Raw genomic sequence first — 17,446 nt, forward strand, 5'->3', positions numbered from 1 at the left:
TCATGAAACCGACAATAGAAAGTATTTTGCAAAACCAATTGAACAAAATTCAAGTCGAAGTTACGATGTCTGCTTATACAGAAAATTTACCGGGCTGGGTAGAAAACAAAACCGAGCCTGATTTTTACCGTTTTTGTTACGCGGTTAAGGGTGAGGCTTGGCTCGATATTCAGAATCAAAGACATATTGTGCAGCCAGGCACGCTTTATTTTTTGCCTGCGGGTACGATGCAAACGTTTGGCACTGGAGGAAATGAGCCTTTTTGCAGGTATTGGTGCCATTTCCGGCTAGAGCTGGGCGATATTCAGTTTATTAATTCGTTAAGGCTGCCTCCATTTGTATATGTGAAGGACGAACAGCTGCTGCAGCAGCTGTTCGTCAAAATGAACGCCTATCAGCACAGCACCTCAATTACAAGAGAGCTCAGGCTGAAGGCAGCTTTGCTGGAGATGCTTGCATTTTATTTGGATGAAAGCGATCTTCAAAGAGAATCGCTCTATGACTCTGGCTTTGGTGTAAAATGGAATGAGGTACTGGCCCATATTGAAGCCAATTTGCATGAGAATATTCAAATCGAGGAGCTTGCGAAATTTGCTTTTCTCCATCCGAATTATTTCATTACCTCTTTCAAAAGCATCGTAGGCTGCTCCCCGATCCAGTATGTGACCAATCGCCGCATTGAGCTTGCTAAGAAGCTCCTTCGGGAGACGGAGCTGCCGGTGACGACGGTCGCGAAGCAGGTCGGGATGCAAAATCATTATTTATCGAGGCTGTTTAAGAGATATACAGGCATTACGCCGGTCCAATTTCGCCGGATTGGCAAGCATTGCGTGGACTACCCATTGGATTGCGGGATGACAACAAGCGAAGGAGAGAACAGCTAGTGGAGCAAGAAGCGGTCAAACAATATTTCAGTACAGAGCTGCTCAGTTGGTACAGGCTGATCAAGCGTGATTTGCCATGGAGGATCAATCGTGATCCCTACCGCGTATGGGTATCGGAAATCATGCTGCAGCAGACGAGGGTGGACACGGTTATTCCGTTCTATAATAACTTCATGAATAAGTTTCCTACTGTCACAGCACTTGCCGAAGCGCCGGAGACCGAGGTACTAAAAGCCTGGGAGGGGCTCGGCTACTATTCGCGCGCTAGAAACCTCCAAGCCGGCGCCAAAGAGGTCGTCTCGCGTTACGGCGGCATTGTGCCGGATGACAAAACCTCTGTTGCCGGGCTTAAGGGCGTCGGCCCTTATACAAGCGGAGCGATTATGAGCATCGCATTCAATCGGCCGGAACCTGCCGTAGACGGGAATGTCATGCGCGTGCTCTCCCGTTATTTTTGCCTAGAGGATGACATTGCTAAGCAATCGACTAGGGTTAATATCGAGAAGCTTGCGGCTTCTCTCATTCCGGAAGGAGCGGCTGGGGATTTCAATCAGGCGCTTATGGAGCTGGGGGCACTGGTTTGTACGCCGAAAACGCCAGGCTGCCTGCCATGTCCGGTTATGGAGCATTGCGAGGCGAGGCTTGAAGGCAGGGAAATGGAATTGCCGATCAAGACGAAGGCGAAGCCGCCACGGGCGGAGTTCAGAGCGGCAGCTATTGTCCTTGGCAGCGGCGAGAATAAGGGCAAAGTGCTTGTGAGGCAGCGGCCTGCAACCGGGCTGCTCGCGCAAATGTGGGAGCTTCCGCATCTGTTGTTGTCAGCAGAGCAGGCAGCCTGGCTAGGGGAATCCGAGCCGAAGGAGCAGGGGGAGCTGGCCGAAATGATTAGCCGTATGCTGGAAGAAGATACGGGACTGTTAATTCGTCCGCGCAGCTGGTTTACGGATGCCGATCATATTTTCAGCCATATCCACTGGAAAATGCGGTTCTACTTGGCTGATTTGGGTGAAGATCCGAGAGTGCTGACAGAAACAGCAGCTGCATCCGTAGTTGCGAGTTCTGCTGTGGCAGCTGAGGCGGGTACTCCATATGCGATAGCAGAAGTGGATAACAAAGTTTTACGAGGTTCAGGGACAGGTGGGATGGGCTTGCCTAGCGGCACCTATCGCTGGATCGGCAAGGAAGATATGGATGAATTGCCGTTTCCTAATTTATTTTTGCGAATTTTAAAGCAATTTTGGGAATAAATGAATATAGAGCCGGAGGAGAAGCGAATGAACGATATGCTTAAGCTGCTGCTGCAGCATAAGATTGTTGCGATTTTACGGGGAATTGAAGACAAGGATGCAGATGCTGCGGCACAAGCTTTGATCGATGGCGGCATTCATATGATGGAAATTACGATGAATACGAACGGTGCTGCGGCCATGATCGAGCGCTGGCGCACAAAGTTTGACGGCAAAGCCGCCGTTGGAGCGGGCACGGTAACCGATGTTGCGCTTGCGGAGCAGGCGGTTGCTGCAGGGGCGCAATATCTTATTTCCCCCAACTTAGATGAGGAGGTCATTGCGTTTGGCCGCGAGCGGGGCCTGTCGGTATGGCCGGGCGTAATGACGCCTACGGAAATCGTCAAAGCCTGGAAGGCGGGCGCGGATGCCGTTAAGATTTTTCCGATGGGGACGCTTGGAATCGGTTATTTGCAGGAAATACGCGGTCCGTTAAACGAGATCCCGATGATTGCCACGGGCGGGGTGGACTTGCATAACATCGCCGATTATTTTAAAGCAGGAGCGAATGCGGTCGGTATGGGCAGCAAGCTGGTCAATATGCAGTGGGTACGGGAAGGCAGATTTGATCTGATCACGGAGAGGGCGCGGCAGTTCACGGAAGCTGTGCGGTCTCTATAGCGTAAGGAGGGCTAACTGTGAAGGCTACACTCGGAGGCGCTGCGGGCTTCATCATCATTGTCGCTTTACTGGCATGGCTTGTCTGGCAAATGGGAGTTCGCAGTCAAAGGCCGCGCAAGCTGCCGAATCTTGGAGCACCTGACGTATTAACGGAGTGGAGTCCTGTAACCTTTACGAGCTATGGCTCCAAGGTAGAAGGCTGGCTGCTGCAGCCAGCTACGCATGCGGAATCAGCAAATGGCAAGCTGCCGCTTATCGTCATCGCGCATGGCTGGGGTTCAAACCGCACAAGAGTGCTTCGCTACGCGCACTCGCTGTATCAGGCTGGTTTTGCCGTATTTATGTATGATGCCCGGAGCCATGGCGATAGTGATTCGATCCATGCGCCTTCTGCGTTGATGTTCCGGGATGATGTCATGGCAGCCGTTGAGGCGGCAAGGCAGCTTCCGGGAATAGATGCTCAGCGAGTCGCCGTACTGGGGCATTCCTTAGGGGGCTTCGGCGCATTGCTTGCGCTTGAGAGCGGGATGGACGTGAAGGCTGTCGTCACGGATTCGATGCCCGTTCACTTTGAGACGATGATGAAGTCGGAGCTGCGTCGAAAAAAATTGCCGGTCTTTCCGCTTGCTTATATTATACCGATGATATGGCTCATTCGTTCAGGTATTTCACGCGCCCAGTTTAAGGCAGCCAACATTCCGTTAATACTGGAGAGGCATGCGGGTCGCCATGAAGCGGGCCGAACGCCGGTCTTGATGATTCATTCGAATGGTGATGAATTCATTAGCGCGAAAGAGCTTAAAGAGCTGAAGGGGAAATTGCCAGAGGGAGTTATCGATACGTTATTCGTATCTACCATTGGACATAGCACTTCGGAGCAGGAGCCTGCTTTCTGGGAACGAGTCATCCCTTTCTTGCAGGAGAAGGTCGCAAACGCAGCGGGCAAAAAGGAAGCCTGCGGCACGAGGCTGCAGGCAACAAGAGAGAATATATAATAAAGGGGGGTCATGAATTTATTATATAAGCATAAGATGAAACCAAGATGAGAGAAATATTACAGTTTCATTACATAGCCCAAAAGTTCGTCAAGGAGGTTCGAATGCATAGAATAGTTTCCAAGCTGATGATGGTTGCCATAATTATCGTTGCTGCATTCTTTCTGGACATGAAGCTGGATCTGTTTCCCGCTGCGGCGGAATCGGAAGAGGTGGCTGCTGTGGAAGAGGCAAATAAGCTGGAGCGGCTTGAGGATGAAATCGCCAAGCAGCTTCAGGCAAGAACGGAGCGTTTCTCTTTAACCTATACAGGGGACAAGCAGGAGCTGTCAGATCAGTTGACGGATGTCATTCGCGCTGCTCTTGGGCATGATGATTATACAGCCTATATCCTTGAATCCTATATCTATACCATTCGAAGCTGGGGAAACAAGTCAACGATTGCTCTGGAAGCTAGATACCGGGAGACATTGGAGCAGACTGCGGTTGTAGACCGCGAGGTTTCGAAGGCGCTGCGCGTGATCATTGAACCCGGAATGAATGATCATGAGAAAATAAAAGCGATACATGATTGGATTATCGGTCATGTGGAATACGATCAGGGTTTGACCCGGTATACGGCTTATGACGCCGTTGCTTTAGGTGAGGCTGTATGCCAGGGATACGCGCTTCTCGGTTACAAGATGCTGAAGGAAGCGGGAATTACGGTCTTGATTGCCGAGGGCACGGTAAATACAGGCGAGCATGCCTGGAATATGGTGAAGCTGGATGGAGTCTGGTATCATCTGGATCTTACTTGGGATGATCCTGTGGGAATAAAGGCTGCGGAAAAAGAGGCATCCTCTGGAAAGTCAGTTTCTTCGAAGGAGAGCTCGATCCGTTATAATTATTATTTAAGGACCGATGAGGAGCTTCGGGCGGATCACCAGTGGACGAAGAGCTATCCAGCGGCAGCCGTTGCCTATGCGGATACGATCAGGGAGCTGGAGCAGCAAGGCGAGGAGACGGAACGAAGCCGCTTCAGCAAGCTGAAGCTGGCGCTTGGCTTGCATTTTCTAGACCCAGAGTATACCGTTTCCAGCACCAAACAGCTTCAAGAGGTTATTCAATCGGCGCTTGCTGCCCGTACGGCCAGTCTGGAGTTCAGATATGAGCAGGGGGACCAGTTTCCGGCAGCGCTGAAGGCCGCTTTCAAAAATATTAATATGTCGGTCGGTTATCGTGCAAGCTACGAGCCTTATCCGGCCGATAACTCGCTCATCGTGCGTATTCAGCTCGAATACGCGCGATGACTGATGCTTGAATCGTATGACTAAGAGGTGCAGCGCTGCGCCTCTTTTTTTTGTGAATACCCAATCATGAGTTATAGATGGAACTTATCCAGTTGAGAAAGCGATAAGCCTCTTCATAAGAAACAGATGGAATCTATCCTGTTAATATATCGTTATTCCCTGGCTATAAAGAAATAGATGGAATTATTCCCGCTAATCTAACTGTTTTCATTGCTTTCCGGCTGATTTGTTGCGATTAGAAGGACAAATTCCATCTAAATGCCAAGAAAGGCTGAATTCCTTTAGAATATAGGGAGAAATTCCATCTAATTCAAATGCAGAGTAGCCATAGACAAAGCAGAATAAGCCCGTTCAGTCGAATCAGCCAAATGAAAAAGGTTGAGTCTATTTTGTCATCTGATTTGTTAGCTTGGTGATTGCGTTCGATACGGCGGATAATGTCTGCCAGATCCGGTTGCAGAGGATTACTGCTCGTTTTTGCGAGCGGCCGTCATTTGCTGCCATACGGAACCTGCGGCTTCCTCGCCGCGTTCTATTCGCTCTAGCGCCATTTGGGCTTGCAGCTGAATCTCAAATTCACTGTCTTTGGCGGCTTCACGCAGAGCGTCGATCGCGGACTCGTCGCCGGCCTCATACAGGAAGCGGGCTGCACGCCAGCGGACAAGCTTGTTTTTGTCACGGAGCGAATCGATCATTGGACCGACTGCGGCGGGATCGCCAAGGTCCGATAACGTGTCGCCTGCCGTCCGTCTAACGGACGTTGAGGAGTCGCGCAGCGCAATGAACAGATAGGGCAGCGCTTCAGGTGAACGAAGGTCGCCTAAATAGACAACGGCCAACCGGCGAATCGACGTATTCTCATCGCTGATCGCCTTGGCAAGAAGCGGCAAGCCTTCAACCGTAGCAACGTAGCGCTCGAGTGCCGCATAGCGGACCTGCCATTCCGGCGAATCGAATTGTTCCAGCGCTTCTTCTAGCGTCAGCGGAGCTGGACGGACAACGGCAGGCGCAGAACCTTCTTCTGTGCCTGAATTGCCTAACGCGATAGAGGCCTGCACGAGTGCTTCCAACCGTTCTGCCGTATAAGAAGCTTCTAGCTCTCTTACGATTTCGGCAGCGATCTCCTCAGGCTCTCCGTAACGGACGCCAAACTCTTCCAGCATCCGCTCCCGGATCATGCCTGAGCCGGCAGCCTTGCTGACAGACTCGGCGAACTGCGGCGGCAGCGCAGAGCGTACCTCGCTGTCTCCCATTCGGACGCGCACCTGCATCGGAATTCCGCGATACATCTGGACAAGCACCAGCGCTTCTCCGTAGCTGGTAGATGGTCCATTGCTGTCTGCGTCTTGGTCTCCCTTCGCTTCGTCCTTCTGCAGCAGCTGGCCAGCCGCAGCCAGAATAGCAGCCCAGTCAGCGCCAGCCTTGCGGTCAAGCGCAATAAAGTCAGCTGTGCGGAACAAGCTGCGCACGCCGTTAATTTGCAAAAGCTGCCCGAGCAGCTCAGGTGCTTCGCCGGCCTCGCTTGCTTTATAGGTAAGCCGGCGTCCGCGCGGCAGCATTTCGTCCACGTTTAGCTTCATGGAATTTGGACTCGGTGTCGGTTCTATCGAAATTAGTTTCATGAGGAAACCTCCTGGAAATAGTATGTCCGGTACATTTTTTTGTCGCCGTACTGTAACAAAAGCTGCGTCGAAAGCGTAGTCTTATGTGTAAAACTGTATAGATAAGTGTAACTTATTTTATGGCAGGATGCGAACAAGGAAGCGACAATCGCCTAATTTTGCATACAACCTCAGAGGCGGCAATGGCATCCGTGGGGAAGTTTACGAATAAATAACAGATTTGCAATGATCGCTTGAAGCTTGGTATCTTAATAACTAACAGATCATGGCGAGGGAGGGATGAACGGTTGAGGTTAAGACGTTTTGCAAATATTGATCCTATCGAGCAGCATACTTCATTGAAGCAATTCAAAAGATGGCGTCAAGAACGCATTCGTAGGCTGAAATTAAAGGATTATTCATTCACCGTTCCGAATGTCGAGCCTGACATCGCATATTTGGAGGACAATAGAAAACAGCCTTCCATCACATGGGTAGGCCATTCCACCTTCTTTATTCAGCTCGGCGGCTTGAACATTATCACTGATCCGGTATGGTCCACGAAGATGGCCTTGCAAAAAAGACTGGCTCCGCCGGGAATCAAAGTGGAGGATGTTCCGCCTGTTGACGTTGTGCTCATTTCCCATTCCCATTACGACCACTTAAATATAAACTCGCTGCGCAGACTCATTGGGACTCGGCAGCTGCTTGTACCGGCGGGACTCGGCACGAAGCTTCGGAAAAAAGGCTTTATTCACATTAAAGAGCTTCATTGGTGGGAATCGGTGATGATCCACGGCGTTAAATTTACGTTCGTGCCTTCGCAGCATTCTACCCGACGCAACCCATGGGATACAAACAGCTCCCATTGGGGCGGTTTTGTTATCGAGCGTCCGGCAACAAAAACCGGGAAGGTCGTAAGCCGGCCGGAAGGCAAAGCGAAGGCCAAGGCTTCTGACAAAGAAATGGCCGAAGCGGAGTCAAGAGCGCAAATTGCCAGTGCAGCCGAGCCGCTTGAAGCACGGACGATGTCTTATTTTAATGAGCTTGGCACAGCGGAGCGTCCGGTCCTATCGGAAACGCCGACCATTTACTTTGCCGGTGACAGCGGCTATTTCCAAGGCTTCAAAGAAATCGGCAAGCGATTCCCTGTCGAGGTTGCCCTTCTTCCTATTGGAGCTTACGAGCCGGAATGGTTCATGGGACCGCAGCATATTACGCCTGAGCAAGCCTTGCAAGCGTTCGACGATTTGGACGCGAAATGGTTCGTTCCCATGCACTATGGTGCGTTCAAGCTGGCGGATGATACGCCGCGCGAAGCGCTGGATCGGTTGGAAGCGGAGCGCATGAAACGGTGCATTGAGGACAAACGAATCATTGTTTTGCCGCATGGGGAAACTTGGCGTTTGTCCGGCAAATGACAAACACGGACAAGAGCGTGCCAAATGCGCACAATGACGGCGGTAGATGAAAAGGGTATACTGGAATTATCTGTTTTACGAAGCGGGGCTTGCCAGCGCAAACCTTAGCCAAATCTTACGAAGAGAGGTTTGCTTGCCGCAAACCTTCAGGAGGAAAATGAAATGAGTCATGCAACTATACGCCTAGGTATCATTGGGGCGGGCGCAATCGGTAGCATACACATGCAGACGTTCAAAAAGGTGGAAGGCATTGACGTCGTTGCCGTTACCGACGCGTACCTTCCCCTTGCGGAGCAGCGTGCAGCGGAATTTGGCATCGAGACGGTTCATCCAAGTCCGCAAGCGCTTCTGGAAGACGCTTCTATTGATGCCGTTGTTATCGGCGTGCCGAACAACTTTCATGCAGGACTGGCGATTGAAGCGCTAAAGCAAGGCAAGCATGTTCTCTTGGAGAAGCCGATGGCGATCCATTCCGAAGCCGCTCGCGAGATCGTGGAGGAAGTGGAGAAGTCCGGCAAAATATTAATGATGTCGCATCAAATGCGCTGGACTGGACTAAGCAGAGCGCTCAAGCAGCATGTTGACAATGGAGATGTCGGCCATGTCTATAATGCCAAAGCGGGCTGGTTCCGGAAGAAGGGCATACCTGGCTGGGGATCATGGTTTACCCGCAAGGACCAGTCCGGCGGCGGACCGCTGATTGATATCGGCGTTCATATGCTGGATCTCTCGCTTTACCTCATGGGCAACCCAAAACCCGTATCCGTGTACGGCTCCACCTATGCTGAATTCGGACCGAACCGCCAAGGCATCGGAAACTGGGGCACGCCAAATTGGGACGGGTATTACGACGTGGAGGATCTCGCTTCGGCTTTAATTAAGCTGGACAATGGGGCAACGTTATCGCTTGAAGTCAGCTGGGCAGCTCACGCTGCATTTTTGTCGGAGGAGCCGTTCATTCACTTGATGGGGACGCAAGGCGGCGTAGGGATTGTCGGAAACTACGGGAAATACGTGACCCATTCGGATAGCGGTATTGCCGAGAGCGATATTACGCCGCTTGAGGGCGAAGAGGAACGCATTCTGATGAGCCAGCATTTCGTAGAGTGCATTCGCGAGAATAAGCAGCCGATTACTTCCGCGCTGTCGGGTTACACCAACAACCGTATTTTGGATGCGATTTACGAATCATCCCGAACCGGAAATGAAGTCAAGCTGAAATGGGATTAAGCAGTTATCGCCCGGCAATAATTAGATTTTAAATACGCAAGCCTCCTCTTAGGTGAAGACTTCTGATAATCACTTTGAGGAGGCTTTTTTGCGGGCAGACAGGAGGTTATCGGCATAAAAAAAGCAATCGTGCTGCTGCTTTTGGCCAGTTTGGCCTTCGTTCAATATGTCAGAACCAGCTCCTCCGACCAAAATCCGTATCTTATGACCGATTACAGCCGCCTTCATCCCGTGAAGGTAGAGCGTGTCCTGCAAGGAGAGGCAGAGGCGCAGCTTATCGGGCTTGTAAAGGATGCCAAAGCGAAGGGATTAAAGCTTTCGATTGCGGGACAACGGCATAGCCAAGGCGGCCATACCTATTACAAGGATGCGGTTGTCGTCGATATGACGAGTTATAACCAGGTTTTATCGGTTGATCCGGAGGCAAAGCGGATTGTCGTACAGGCGGGGGCAACTTGGGAGGATGTACAGAAGGCGGTGAATCCTTACGGGCTTTCTGTCAAAACAATGCAGTCGCTCAATGTGTTTACGATCGGCGGTTCTATCAGCATTAATGCGCATGGCCGAGATATTCGCAACGGGTCGTTGATCAAAAGCGTGGAATCTTTCCGGCTGCTAACCGCGGGCGGCGATATTATTCAGGTCAGCCGTACGGAAAATGCAGAGCTGTTTCCTTTAGCCCTTGGCGGATATGGGCTGTTCGGCATTATTTTGGACGTTACGCTGATATTGACCGAGGATGAAGTATACCGCGAATCGACCGTGTTGATGAACTTGGAGGAATACAGCGATTATTTTCAAAATGAGGTGCTGCCTAATCCGGACATCCGCCTTCATATCGCCAGAATTTCTGTGGCGGAAGACAGTTATTTTAAGGAAGCCTTTTCCAAAAATTATACGGTAGATCGGTCGCTAAAGCTGTCAGACCACAATAAGCTAAAAAGCAATGACAATTGGGTCGCGCCTGGGAAGCTGCTATTTAACATCAACCGTTCAACGGACTGGGGCAAAAATGCACAGTGGAATTTGCAAAAGCATTTTTTCGTCGAGCAGTCCGACAAAATCGTTAGCCGCAATAATGCGATGCGCGCCGCGTCGGCGTTTATGGAGTACAGCCAGCCCGGAGCAAATGATTTGCTGCAGGAATATTTTATTCCGCTGCCTCAGTTTGATGCATTTGTGCAGCGGCTAGGCGCCATTGTCAAAGAAGAGGATATGAATCTGCTTAATATTACGATCCGATATGTAAATAAAGACGATGAAGCGGTCCTGTCCTATGCGAAGCAGGATATGCTGGCGCTGGTCTGCTTGTTCCACGCGCCGCTGTCCAAAGCGGGCCAGCAGCGGATGAAGCAGGGCGTAGAGCGGATCATCAATGAGGTCATTGCCTCAGAAGGCTCTTACTATTTGCCCTACATTGCTTACCCTACGCTGGAGCAGTTCCGCAACGTTTATCCGGGATATGAGTATTTTTTCGCCAAGAAAAAGGATTACGACCCGGATGAGCTGTTTATGAATTATTTTTATGAGCAATATGGGGGTTAGGGGGCTGCATATGAACTTGAAATGGCTGATTCGATCGCAAAGCATCATGACTTTAGCGGCTGGCATGATCTATCCTTATTATCTTTTGTTTCTCAAAAATCTCGGGAACAGCTTCTCCAAATACGGCCTGGCCTTCGCTGTATTTACGATAAGCTCAGCGGCGGTATCGCATTGGCTTGCGCCTAGGCTGGATAAGCACGGGGTGTGCATGATGATTGTAAGTTCGCTTGGCATGATGGGGGCGATGCTCGTTTTTCCATGGACCTCATCCTATGGCTGGGTGCTGCTCTTGCAGCTCTTGATGGGAACCTGCAATGCGATGCAGCGAATGAGCGAGCGTGTGCTGCTCGCCGATTATACCGAGCCTGGATCTAGAGGGGCTGGAATCGGGTCCTATCATTTTTGGACGTCGGTCGCTTCGGGCTTTGCGGTTATTTTAGGCGGCTTTTTAATAGACTGGCTAACGATTAATATTTTGTTTTATTTGAGTGCCCTGCTGTATGGCACAAGCGCTTGGACAATTTGGCGAACGAACAGGCCGGCAGTCCCGAGGGCAAAAGAGGGTTCGGTTTCCGAGCATAATGTGCTATAATAGTTCGATATAAACTGATTTTGTAGTGAAGGACGGGATTAAACGAATGATTAGCACAAGTGGCATAACGCTCCGTTACGGGAAGCGTGCGCTTTTTGAAGATGTAAGCATTAAGTTCACACCAGGCAACTGTTATGGCTTGATCGGCGCTAACGGCGCAGGCAAATCGACCTTTTTGAAAATATTATCCGGTGAAGTGGAGCAATCCCACGGAGAAGTGCATATTACACCGGGCGAGCGGCTGGCTGTTCTCAAGCAGAACCATTATGAATACGATGAGTCCGTCGTACTTGAGACGGTCATGATGGGCCACAAGCGTCTTTATGAAGTAATGAAGGAGAAGGACACTTTGTATGCCAAAGCGGACTTCACTGACGAGGATGGCATGCGCGCAGGCGAGCTTGAAGCCGAATTTGCGGACATGAACGGCTGGGAAGCGGAGTCGGAAGCGGCTGAGATGCTGAACGGCCTTGGCATTACGCCTGACCTGCATGACAAGAAGATGGCGGAGCTTAGCGGCAACGAGAAGGTTCGCGTATTGCTAGCACAAGCTTTATTCGGCGCTCCGAACATTTTGCTGCTCGATGAGCCTACCAACCACTTGGACATTGAGTCGATCCGCTGGCTGGAAGATTTCCTTGCGGATTATCAAGGCACAGTTGTCGTAGTCAGCCATGACCGGCACTTCCTGAACACGGTTTGTACGCATATCGCGGATATTGACTTCGGCAAAATCCAAATGTATGTCGGTAACTATGACTTCTGGTACGAATCCAGCCAGCTTGCATTGCAGCTGATGCGCGGAGAGAACAAGAAGAAGGAAGACAAAATTAAAGAGCTTCAAGCGTTCATTCAACGTTTCAGCGCCAATAAATCCAAAGCGAAGCAAGCGACTTCCAGGCAGAAGCTGCTTGAGAAAATTTCGCTTGACGATATTCGCCCATCGAACCGTAAATACCCGTTCATTCTATTCAAAGGCGAGCGCGAAGCGGGCAAGCAATTGCTGTTGGTTGACGGCTTGACGAAGACGATTGATGGCGAGAAAATTATCGACAACTTGACGATCGCACTCAACAAAGGCGACAAGGTTGCTTTTGTTGGGCCAAACAGCCTTCCGAAAACATTGTTGTTCCAATTGCTGGTTGGCGAAGTTGAAGCGGACGCAGGCAGCTATTCATGGGGCGTTACGACGTCACAGGCTTATTTCCCGAAAGACAACTCGCCATATTTTGACGGCGTTGATTTGAATTTGGTGGAATGGCTGCGTCAATATTCGAAGGACCCTGACGAGACGTTCATTCGCGGCTTCTTGGGCCGTATGCTTTTCTCTGGCGACGATGCAATGAAGAAAGCAAGCGTATTGTCAGGTGGCGAGAAGGTTCGCTGCATGCTCTCCAAGATGATGTTGGAAGGCGCGAACGTCTTTATTCTCGACGAGCCAACGAATCACTTGGATCTCGAATCCATTACGGCATTGAATAACGGCTTGACGGACACCGATTGTACGATCCTGTTCACCTCGCATGACCATCAGTTCGTTCAAACAATTGCGAACCGTATCGTAGAAATTACGCCGAACGGCGTAATCGACCGGATGATGACTTATGACGAGTACCTTGAGAGCGCAGAAGTCAAAGCGCTTCGCGAGCGTATGTACGCGGTATAATCCGCCTTTTTAGAGAGCGTCGACAGCAGGTAGCCCTGCTTGTCGGCGTTTTTTTTGCATGCTAGAAATGCGAATATAACAGCTCAAAGTGCTGGGCCTGCTTGAGGGCAGGTGAGCCAGCAGATAAGAGGAATAAGACAGGAGCCGTGGACAAGTAGTCTAAATTATGGGTTGCATATGGCTGGAAAAGAGGCTATACTATCGTTGAAAAGGTTTTCAGAAAACCTTTTCAGTAAGCCCTTACAATACGGGGAAGCATCATAATGCTATTTCATGAACGATCATTTTCATTCACCAAGAAAGGCGTGCAATCATGAAATCGACTATACGCGATGTAGCAAAATACGCAAACGTATCCATCAGCACGGTATCTCGTGTCATGAATGCGCCGGACACCGTAGTGGAGGAGAAGCGAACGAAGGTGCTCGAAGCCATTGAGGCGCTTCAGTATCAGCCTAATGGTTTCGCAAGAGGATTGATTTACAAAAAATCCGATACGCTTGGCGTCATGATACCGGATATTGAAAATCCGTATTATGCGGGGCTGATTCGCGGGATGCAGGATGCGGCGGTTATGCTTAACCATAGCTTGATGATTTGTAATACGGATCGCGATAAGCAGAGGACAATCGCCTACGTGCAGAGCTTTTTTGAGAAGCAGGTCGACGGCATAATTTTTACGAGCGATTCCTTGCACGAAGAATATTACGAGGAAATGCAGCGTTATCGCCTGCCATTTGTGCTAGCTTCAACGAATGCGCCTGAATACGATATTCCGTCCGTTGACATTGATGATGTTCAAGGCGCCTATGACGCGGTAAGGCATCTTCTTGACGCAGGACACCGCAAAATTGGAATGATCGGCTTTCCGTTAGGGGAGACGATTTCCGGTGAGCCGCGGTACACGGGATTTAAACAGGCACTTCGGCAATTCGGGCTTTCGGAATATGAAGAATGCATTGAATTTGCCGAGCACCGTTTTGAGCATGCATTTGAAGCATCTGAGCGGCTGATGAGCCGCTGCCCGGATTTAACCGCCATTTTTGCAGCATCGGATGAATTTGCAATGGGCGCTATTTCGTATTTGCGCGAACAAGGGAAAGCCGTGCCTGAGCATGTATCCGTAATCGGCTTTGACAATATCCGAATGGCGCAAATGTTTATCCCGAAGCTGACCACGATCGACCAGCCTACTTACGATATTGGATACCGCTCCGTGCTCAAGCTGCATGAGTTGATTACGTCGGGCAAGGTTGCTGTGCTTAGGGAGAAGCTGCCTCATCATCTGATCGTGAGGGAATCTACCCGCGAAATATAAATTGCAGTGTTAAAATGGTAAGCCTCGCTCATCGCAGGAAAGCGCCTTTAGACCATCGAGCTTGTAATAGGAACTCGAATAAAGGGTTGCTTTCAGGAGTTTTGAAAAGCTTTTCAGAGTCAAATGTAAGCGCAAACTATAGGTTGACTGCTTTTTTTGATCGAGTTCGGGCATAAAACTAGCCAGCGATGGCATTTTAAGGAGGTGATGTCCTAAGTCGTGAATTGATTGTCATTGAGGTTTCAAAAGGGTCCAGCATGTGTAAGGTAATTACTGAATTACTTAAATATGAAAGGATGAGGTCTGTGTACACTAGAAAAACAAAAAAAGCATTGACTGCCTTTATTATGTCCGTAGCATTCGCGACAACGATTACGGCTTGCGGAGGAAACAACAATACCAATACGCCAACCAACAAGCCATCGGAGAAACCAACGGAAACGGCGGAGGGCGGGAACAATTCAGCGACAGGGGACGGAGCGCTTGCGCAAGCGTTAAACGGTGATTTTAAAGGTAAAAAAGTAACGATGTTTGGTCCATTTACGGATGCGGATGAAGTGAAGTTTAACGAAAGCATTAAAGCTTTTGAAGAGAAAACGGGAATTGATATTGCGTATGAGGGGTCCAAGGAATTCGAAGCGACGATCTCTGTTCGCGTAAACGGCAATAACGCGCCGGATATCGCAGATTTTCCGCAGCCTGGCTTGCTTAAGGGATTTGCTAACGCAGGTAAAGTGGTAGATGTGAAATCATTCCTTAGTGATGAGTATTTGAAGAAGCAATACAATCAAAGCTGGCTTGACATGGCGACGATGCCAGGCGCTAGCGGCGATGTAATGGCTGGCGTATGGGCTCGCAGCAGCGTGAAAAGCTTGGTTTGGTACAACAAAAAAGCTTTTGCGGAAGCCGGCTATACGGTTCCTAAGACATGGACGGAGCTGATGGCTCTAACGGATCAGATTGCGAAGGACGGCGATCCGGCATGGAGCATCGGTATCGAAAGCGGCACGGCAACGGGGTGGCCGGCGACGGACTGGATGGAGGACATCATGCTTCGCACCACTACACCAGAAAATTATGACAAATGGCTGACAGGCGAGCTTCCTTTTACAGATCCTGTTGTTAAAAATGCTGCCGAAAAAATGGCTGAAATCTGGTTTAACGAGGATTACGTTTACGGTGGCCGCAAATCAATCGCTACGACATCGTTTGGAGACGCGGTTAAGCCTCTCTTCGATAATCCGCCAAAAGCATGGCTGCACCGTCAAGCAGGCTTTATCACCAGCTTCTTCCCTGAAGGCTTGACTGCGGATGATTATGATTGGTTCCCACTGCCAGCCATTGACGAGCAATATGGGCAGCCAGCGCTGATCTCCGGTGATATTTATGCCATGTTCAACGATCGTCCAGAGGTTCGTGCCGTACTCGAATTTTTCACAACGGGCGAATCGCTGAAAACATGGATTCAAACGGGCGGCGTAACGGCGCCTATGAACGATGCGGATCCTTCTTGGTATCCAAATGACCAAGAGCGCAGAATGGCTGAATTCGTAAGCACGGCGGATACGATTCGTTTTGACGGATCTGACTTGATGCCAGGTGCAGTAGGCGCCGGCACATTCTGGAAAGGCATGACTGACTGGGTAAGCGGCACGGTTGATCTAGATACGGCCCTGAAAGAAATTCAGACCGGCTTTAAATGATGCGTAGCAAAGCTTGAGGATAATGGAGGGGCTTCCAACAAGAAGGCGAAGCCCCTCCAGCCTCTTGAAAGATGTAAGCTTAATGCTTACGAAGTCAGGTTTGCTTCACAAACCTAAGCTTATGCTTACGAAGTCAGGTTTGCTTCACAAACCTAAGCTTATGCTTACGAAGTCAGGTTTGCTTCACAAACCTTGGAGGAGGATTCATATGGAGCTTCAAGCTAGGAAGGGCAATGCTCTGCGTCTACTGTTGATATCCGTGCTCGTGCCAGCTCTGAATATTGCCGTTCACTGGGGCATCTTTTTATTCTTTCGCGAATCCAGCCTCCATCCCGTCCTAAATGCGGTGCTGGCTGTAGTCTGGGGAGCGCTCGGCATTTATTCCATTTACTACTCATTCAACTGGGCAGTCGAGCAATACCCGGATCAATGGAAGCGCAGAATTTTGCCCTTTGTATTTGTTGGACCTGCAGTTCTGCTGTTAGGCTGGCTGCTCGTTTTTCCAACGCTCCGCACCTTATATTTAAGCTTCTTTGATGCAGGCTCGGTCAATTTTGTCGGCTTAGCCAACTACGCTGCCGTATTTACAGACCGGCTGCTTGTGATGGCGCTTCGCAATAACTTGCTTTGGGTATTTTTTGGCACATTGGCTTGCGTGAGCTTGGGCCTTCTCATCGCGATTCTGGCTGACCGCAGCAGCTTTGAGAAGCTTGCTAAAGGACTGATCTTTATGCCGATGGCGATATCATTCGTTGCGGCAGGCGTCATCTGGAAGTTCATCTATTATTATCAACCTGGCAATGAACAGATCGGTCTGCTTAATGCGATCGTCGTCAAATTCGGGGGTGAGCCGCAAGCGTGGCTCAGTATGGTCCAACCCTGGAACAACCTCTTCCTGATCGCGATCCTGATTTGGATGCAAACAGGGTTTGCGATGGTCATCTTTTCGGCTGCAATCAAGAGCATCCCCGAGGATATGCTTGAGGCAGCCAGAATGGATGGCGCGGGCGAAGTACGGATATTTTTTAAAATCATGATTCCTTATATCGCGGGAACGCTGCTTTCCGTTACGACAACGATCATTGTATTCACGCTCAAAATTTTCGACGTGGTCATGATCATGACAGGCGGGCAATATGAGACGGACGTGGTAGCTACCCAGTTCTATCGGCAGCTCTTTATGTACCAAAATGCAGGCTACGGCTCCACGCTTGCTATCGTGCTGCTAATTGCGGTCATTCCGGTTATTATATTCAACCTGCGCCAGTTCCGGAGAGAGGGGGGCTTCTAAG

14 protein-coding genes are annotated in these 17,446 nt (G+C 50.0%); 13 read left to right on the forward strand and 1 reads right to left on the reverse strand.

Features of this window, described 5'->3' with window-relative positions:
• Window positions 1-2 precede the first annotated feature (2 nt).
• The 5 genes from FJQ58_RS17945 to FJQ58_RS17965 all read left to right on the forward strand — a co-directional run bounded on the left by FJQ58_RS17945 (window position 3) and on the right by FJQ58_RS17965 (window position 5,078).
• On the forward strand, window positions 3-884 hold the full coding sequence (locus FJQ58_RS17945; protein ID WP_162341558.1) for a helix-turn-helix domain-containing protein: 882 nt from the start codon (window positions 3-5) through the stop codon (window positions 882-884).
• Window positions 884-2,131 carry an A/G-specific adenine glycosylase gene (mutY, locus tag FJQ58_RS17950; RefSeq protein ID WP_139995895.1) on the forward strand — a complete coding sequence of 416 codons (1,248 nt, stop codon included), beginning with the start codon at window positions 884-886 and terminating at the stop codon, window positions 2,129-2,131. The genes FJQ58_RS17945 and mutY overlap by 1 nt, the downstream gene beginning before the upstream one ends.
• 27 nt (window positions 2,132-2,158) lie before the next feature.
• The gene (locus FJQ58_RS17955) at window positions 2,159-2,791 is read left to right on the forward strand and encodes a bifunctional 4-hydroxy-2-oxoglutarate aldolase/2-dehydro-3-deoxy-phosphogluconate aldolase (protein ID WP_139995897.1); all 633 of its coding nucleotides are present in this window, start codon (window positions 2,159-2,161) and stop codon (window positions 2,789-2,791) included.
• 17 nt (window positions 2,792-2,808) lie between these two features.
• Entirely contained in the window at window positions 2,809-3,786 is a 978-nt protein-coding gene (locus tag FJQ58_RS17960; RefSeq protein ID WP_139995899.1) for an alpha/beta hydrolase, read from the forward strand.
• Window positions 3,787-3,890: 104 nt separating this feature from the next.
• The gene (locus tag FJQ58_RS17965) at window positions 3,891-5,078 is read left to right on the forward strand and encodes a transglutaminase domain-containing protein (protein ID WP_162341560.1); all 1,188 of its coding nucleotides are present in this window, start codon (window positions 3,891-3,893) and stop codon (window positions 5,076-5,078) included.
• Window positions 5,079-5,542: 464 nt separating this feature from the next.
• Here the strand turns inward: FJQ58_RS17965 and FJQ58_RS17970 are convergent, their stop codons facing one another.
• Window positions 5,543-6,700 carry a virulence factor gene (locus FJQ58_RS17970; protein WP_139995903.1) on the reverse strand — a complete coding sequence of 386 codons (1,158 nt, stop codon included), beginning with the start codon at window positions 6,698-6,700 and terminating at the stop codon, window positions 5,543-5,545.
• A 287-nt stretch (window positions 6,701-6,987) separates the two neighbouring features.
• On the opposite strand from FJQ58_RS17970, the gene FJQ58_RS17975 reads away from it, so the two are divergent.
• The 8 genes from FJQ58_RS17975 (at window position 6,988) to FJQ58_RS18010 (ending at window position 17,445) form a co-directional block, all read left to right on the forward strand.
• Window positions 6,988-8,100 (forward strand): MBL fold metallo-hydrolase, encoded by a 1,113-nt coding sequence (locus FJQ58_RS17975; RefSeq protein ID WP_139995905.1) that lies wholly within the window; start codon window positions 6,988-6,990, stop codon window positions 8,098-8,100.
• 162 nt (window positions 8,101-8,262) lie between these two features.
• A complete protein-coding gene (locus FJQ58_RS17980; protein WP_139995908.1) occupies window positions 8,263-9,330 on the forward strand; it encodes a Gfo/Idh/MocA family protein in 1,068 nt (355 codons plus the stop codon).
• 129 nt (window positions 9,331-9,459) lie between these two features.
• Window positions 9,460-10,875: an FAD-binding oxidoreductase gene (locus tag FJQ58_RS17985; RefSeq protein ID WP_238404135.1), complete on the forward strand. Its 1,416-nt coding sequence runs from the start codon at window positions 9,460-9,462 to the stop codon at window positions 10,873-10,875.
• Window positions 10,876-10,885: 10 nt separating this feature from the next.
• Window positions 10,886-11,467, forward strand: coding sequence for an MFS transporter (locus FJQ58_RS17990; protein WP_139995912.1), 582 nt, complete (start codon window positions 10,886-10,888; stop codon window positions 11,465-11,467).
• 46 nt (window positions 11,468-11,513) lie between these two features.
• Window positions 11,514-13,133 (forward strand): ABC-F family ATP-binding cassette domain-containing protein, encoded by a 1,620-nt coding sequence (locus FJQ58_RS17995; RefSeq protein ID WP_139995914.1) that lies wholly within the window; start codon window positions 11,514-11,516, stop codon window positions 13,131-13,133.
• A gap of 313 nt (window positions 13,134-13,446) precedes the next feature.
• Complete coding sequence (locus FJQ58_RS18000) at window positions 13,447-14,451, forward strand: LacI family DNA-binding transcriptional regulator (RefSeq protein WP_139995916.1); 1,005 nt, start codon at window positions 13,447-13,449, stop codon at window positions 14,449-14,451.
• A 305-nt stretch (window positions 14,452-14,756) separates the two neighbouring features.
• Window positions 14,757-16,154, forward strand: a complete 1,398-nt coding sequence (locus FJQ58_RS18005; protein ID WP_420799847.1) for an ABC transporter substrate-binding protein — start codon at window positions 14,757-14,759, stop codon at window positions 16,152-16,154.
• A gap of 208 nt (window positions 16,155-16,362) precedes the next feature.
• Window positions 16,363-17,445 (forward strand): carbohydrate ABC transporter permease, encoded by a 1,083-nt coding sequence (locus tag FJQ58_RS18010; RefSeq protein WP_139995918.1) that lies wholly within the window; start codon window positions 16,363-16,365, stop codon window positions 17,443-17,445.
• The last annotated feature ends 1 nt before the right edge of the window (window position 17,446 follow it).

Source organism: Paenibacillus paridis (genome assembly GCF_006345825.1).
Classification (GTDB): domain Bacteria; phylum Bacillota; class Bacilli; order Paenibacillales; family Paenibacillaceae; genus Pristimantibacillus; species Pristimantibacillus paridis.

Bases quoted from the DNA above. Each gene is read 5' to 3' on its own strand.
- FJQ58_RS17945 (WP_162341558.1), top strand. From the start codon at position 3: ATGAAACCGACAATAGAAAGTATTTTGCAAAACCAATTGAACAAAATT.
- FJQ58_RS17955 (WP_139995897.1), top strand. From the start codon at position 2,159: ATGAACGATATGCTTAAGCTGCTGCTGCAGCATAAGATTGTTGCGATT.
- FJQ58_RS17965 (WP_162341560.1), top strand. From the start codon at position 3,891: ATGCATAGAATAGTTTCCAAGCTGATGATGGTTGCCATAATTATCGTT.
- FJQ58_RS17970 (WP_139995903.1), bottom strand. From the start codon at position 6,700: ATGAAACTAATTTCGATAGAACCGACACCGAGTCCAAATTCCATGAAG.
- FJQ58_RS17980 (WP_139995908.1), top strand. From the start codon at position 8,263: ATGAGTCATGCAACTATACGCCTAGGTATCATTGGGGCGGGCGCAATC.
- FJQ58_RS17990 (WP_139995912.1), top strand. From the start codon at position 10,886: ATGAACTTGAAATGGCTGATTCGATCGCAAAGCATCATGACTTTAGCG.
- FJQ58_RS17995 (WP_139995914.1), top strand. From the start codon at position 11,514: ATGATTAGCACAAGTGGCATAACGCTCCGTTACGGGAAGCGTGCGCTT.
- FJQ58_RS18000 (WP_139995916.1), top strand. From the start codon at position 13,447: ATGAAATCGACTATACGCGATGTAGCAAAATACGCAAACGTATCCATC.
- FJQ58_RS18010 (WP_139995918.1), top strand. From the start codon at position 16,363: ATGGAGCTTCAAGCTAGGAAGGGCAATGCTCTGCGTCTACTGTTGATA.